This is a genomic window from Thermus sp., assembly GCF_037444525.1.
Classification (GTDB): Bacteria; Deinococcota; Deinococci; order Deinococcales; family Thermaceae; genus Thermus.
On the sequence record NZ_JBBIMD010000114.1, the window covers coordinates 1 to 2,493 of the forward strand.

Sequence of the window (2,493 nt, forward strand, 5' to 3'; positions counted from 1 at the left end):
GCCAGCCGGGCTCCCTTCCACATCTCCTGGCCGATGGTGGTAAGCTGCATTCGTGGGGACCTCCTTCATGTTGGAGTGGTCCCCACATTTTAGTTGGGGCAGTCTCACATGTGTTTGTCCGAGCACAGACGGCGGGCGATCTCCTTAAGGGCAGCTTCCGCGTGCTGGCGGCCGTTTTCTATGAAGACCGAGCGGGTCTCGAGGCCAAAGGCGCAGGACCCCACGGCGAAAAGCCCCCTTAGGCTGGTCTCAAAGGCGGGGGAAAGCCGGGGCTTTTCCCCCTCGTAGGCCACCCCCGCCCGCCTCAGGAGGGTGTCCTCCGCCCGGTAACCGATGAGGACCAGGACGAAGTCCGCCTCGAGGACCTCCTCGCCCTGGGGCCTCTTTAGGAGGAGCCGCCCGGGCTCTATGGCCTGCACCTCCGCCTCCATCACCGCCCGGATCTTCCCCTCCTTCACCCGGTTCTCAAAGTCGGGGAGGAGCCAGTACTTCACGCTGGGCCGCACCCACGCCCCCCGGTGCACCAAGGCCACCTCCGCCCCGCCCCGGTAGAGGTCCAAGGCGGCCTCCACCGCGGAGTTGCTCCCCCCCACCACCGCCACCTTGCGCCCAAAGTAGCGGGCGGCCTCCTCGTAGCGGTGGTGCACGTGGGGCAGGTCCTCCCCCGGCACCCCTAGGCGGCTCGGCCGGTCAAAGTACCCGGTGGCCACCACCACGTAGCGGGCAAGGAAGGCCTTCTCCTCGCCCACAAGGAGGTCCCGGGCCCGGACCCGGAAGGCCCCCTCCTCCCCCTCCACCCCCAGGGCCTCGTGGTAGGTGAGGACCCTAAGCCCCTCCCGCTCCGCCACCTTCTGGTAGTAGAGGAGGGCCTCCTTGCGGGTGGGCTTGGGGCCTTGGGAGGGGAGGGGGTGGCCCCCGATCTCTATGTTCTTGGCCTCGGAGAAGAAGACCATCTCCCGGGGAAAGCGGTAGACGGTGTGGGCCACAGTGCCCTTCTCCAGGACCAGGTGGGCAAGGCCCAGGCGCTTGGCCCAAAGGGCGGCCGCCAGGCCCACGGGCCCCGCCCCCACCACCAGGACGTCCACCATAGCCTTTAGCGTACACTCTTTCCCATGGACTGGCTCTTTAGCGCCGAGATCTGGCTGGCCTACCTCACCCTTACGGTCCTCGAGGTGGTCCTGGGCGTGGACAACGTGATCTTCATCAGCATCCTGGCCTCCAAACTCCCCCAGGAGGAGCAGGACCGGGCCCGGGTGGTGGGTCTAAGCCTGGCCGCGGTGACCCGCATCCTCTTCCTCCTCTCCATCGCCTGGATCATGGCCCTGAAGAAGCCTCTCTTTGCCCTCTTGGGCCACGAGGTCACGGGGAAGGACCTGGTCCTCATGGCCGGGGGGCTTTTCCTCCTCTACAAGTCCGTGAAGGAGATCCACGAGAAGCTGGAAGGGGAGCCTGGCCACGCGGTGAAGCGGGTGGCGCCCTCCTTCGCCTCTGTCATCGGCCAGGTGCTCCTTTTGGACATCGTCTTCTCCATAGACTCGGTCATCACCGCGGTGGGCCTCACCCCCCACGTGCCGGTGATGGTGGCGGCCATCCTCACCTCCGTGGGGGTGATGCTCTATGCCTCCAAGGGCATCTACGCCTTCGTGAACCGGCACCCCACGGTGAAGATGCTGGCCCTAAGCTTCCTCCTCCTCATCGGCTTTACCCTGGTGGCCGAGGGCACGGGGGTGCACATCCCCAAGGGGTACGTGTACTTCGCCATGGGCTTCGCCGTGTTCGTGGAGTGGCTGAACCTAAGGGCGGGCCTTAGGGGGAGGCCGGTCAAGCTCCACGACCCCTACCAGGAGGATGGTAAGCTAGAAGGAGAATGACCCTGGAGGAACGGGTGTACAAGCTGGAAGGCCTAGTGGAGGGCATCATGGCCACCCTCCCCCAGGAGATCGCCCTCCTCCGCCAGGAGACCCGGGCGGAGATGGGCGCCCTCCGCCAGGAGATGGCCCTCTTCCGCACGGAGGTGGAGGCCAAGCTCAACGGCCTGCGGCAGGAGGTGGAGGAGAAGTTCAACGGCCTCCGCCAAGAGGTGAAGGCCGAAATCGCAGGCCTTAGACAAGAGGTCAAGGACGAAATCGCGGGTCTTGGGCAGAAGGTAGAAGACAGGTTCAATAGCCTCCAGCAAGGGGTCAAGGCCGAAATCACGGGCCTGAGGCAGGAGATAGAAGACAAGTTCAACGGTCTGCGTCAAGAGGTGAAGGCCGAGATCTTGGGCCTGCGGCAGGAGATGGAGGAGAAGTTCAATAGCCTCCGCCAGGAGGTCAAGGCCGAGGCAGCAAGCCTTAGACAAGAAGTGAAGGCTGAAATCGCAGGCCCGCGGCAGGAGGTAGAAGACAAGTTCAACAGCCTCCGGCAAGAGGTCAAGGCGGAGATCAACGCCGCCTTCAACCGCACCATGCTGGTCTTCACCGGGCTGGGGGTGGCCCTGGCCCTCATCACCCT

Annotated in this window: 3 protein-coding genes; 2 read left to right on the forward strand and 1 reads right to left on the reverse strand. The window is 64.9% G+C overall.

The annotated features are described in order from the left end of the window. Positions 1 to 104 precede the first annotated feature (104 nt). Positions 105 to 1,088 (reverse strand): YpdA family putative bacillithiol disulfide reductase, encoded by a 984-nt coding sequence (locus WKI94_RS11870; RefSeq protein WP_337845928.1) that lies wholly within the window; start codon positions 1,086 to 1,088, stop codon positions 105 to 107. Positions 1,089 to 1,112: 24 nt separating this feature from the next. Here WKI94_RS11870 and WKI94_RS11875 point away from each other — a divergent pair, with 24 nt between their 5' ends. Together WKI94_RS11875 and WKI94_RS11880 are read left to right on the forward strand one after the other, a co-directional pair. After that, the gene (locus tag WKI94_RS11875; protein ID WP_337845929.1) at positions 1,113 to 1,871 is read left to right on the forward strand and encodes a TerC family protein; all 759 of its coding nucleotides are present in this window, start codon (positions 1,113 to 1,115) and stop codon (positions 1,869 to 1,871) included. Next, on the forward strand, positions 1,868 to 2,493 hold a 626-nt coding region (locus tag WKI94_RS11880; protein ID WP_337845930.1), incomplete at its 3' end, for a gp58-like family protein. The genes WKI94_RS11875 and WKI94_RS11880, both read left to right, overlap by 4 nt.